At 48.7% G+C, this 825-nt stretch carries 1 protein-coding gene; it reads left to right on the plus strand.

The annotated features are described in order from the left end of the window. The coding region (locus tag ACYVRH_RS13645; protein WP_461257435.1) for a leucine-rich repeat domain-containing protein at positions 1 to 745 on the plus strand (745 nt) is incomplete at its 5' end. Positions 746 to 825: the final 80 nt, after the last annotated feature.

Here is an 825-nt window from a genome sequence, read left to right on the forward strand (position 1 = left end):
ATACGGTTTAAACGCGGGGACGCTTACGGTAAGAGGCGTCGGCCCCGTCTACACGTTCAACTCCGTTGCCGAGTTTTCGACGTGGTTAAACGCCCAAAGCGCCAACACCGAATTCGAGCCTTATACTGTTAAATTGAACGTGGGCGATCTTGGTGGGGAAGCAGTCACAGCGGGAAGCGTCGGTTCGGTGCTGAACGCCAACAGCGGCAAATACGTAAACCTTGACCTTTCCGGCAGTACGATAACCAGCGTGCCGGATTTGGCTTTTTGTATTACAAATGTTGTTTACGATCAGGGTTGGGAATATACATATTATATCGGATGCGATACGCTTGTCGGCATAACTTTGCCGGACAGCCTTATCAGCATTGGGGAGCGCGCTTTGAGCGGCTGTCATGGACTTACCGTCATAAGCATATCGGACAGCGTTAAAACCATAGGAGATAGCGCTATTAGCAACTGCACCGGCCTTCAGAGCGTAACCATAGGCAGCGGCGTTACAAACTTTGGATATGGGGCTTTTTGGTACTGCCCCAACCTTACCAGCGTAACCATAAGAAACGGTGTTACCGTCATTGGGATTTTAGCTTTTAAAAACTGCTACAGCCTTACCAGCGTAAGCATACCGGACAGCGTTACCAGCATTGAGGGCGGGGCATTTGACGATTGCAGGAACCTTGTAAGCGTAAGCATACCCGACAGCGTTACCAGAGTTCGTACCCCATTACTCCCTATTACCCTGTAGTACTCCCTATTGCTCTAATTCTATACCAGATAAGAAATTATGTCAATACTTATTACTCCCTATTACTCCCTATTACCCCC

It is taken from the genome of Treponema sp. R80B11-R83G3 (genome assembly GCF_054786115.1).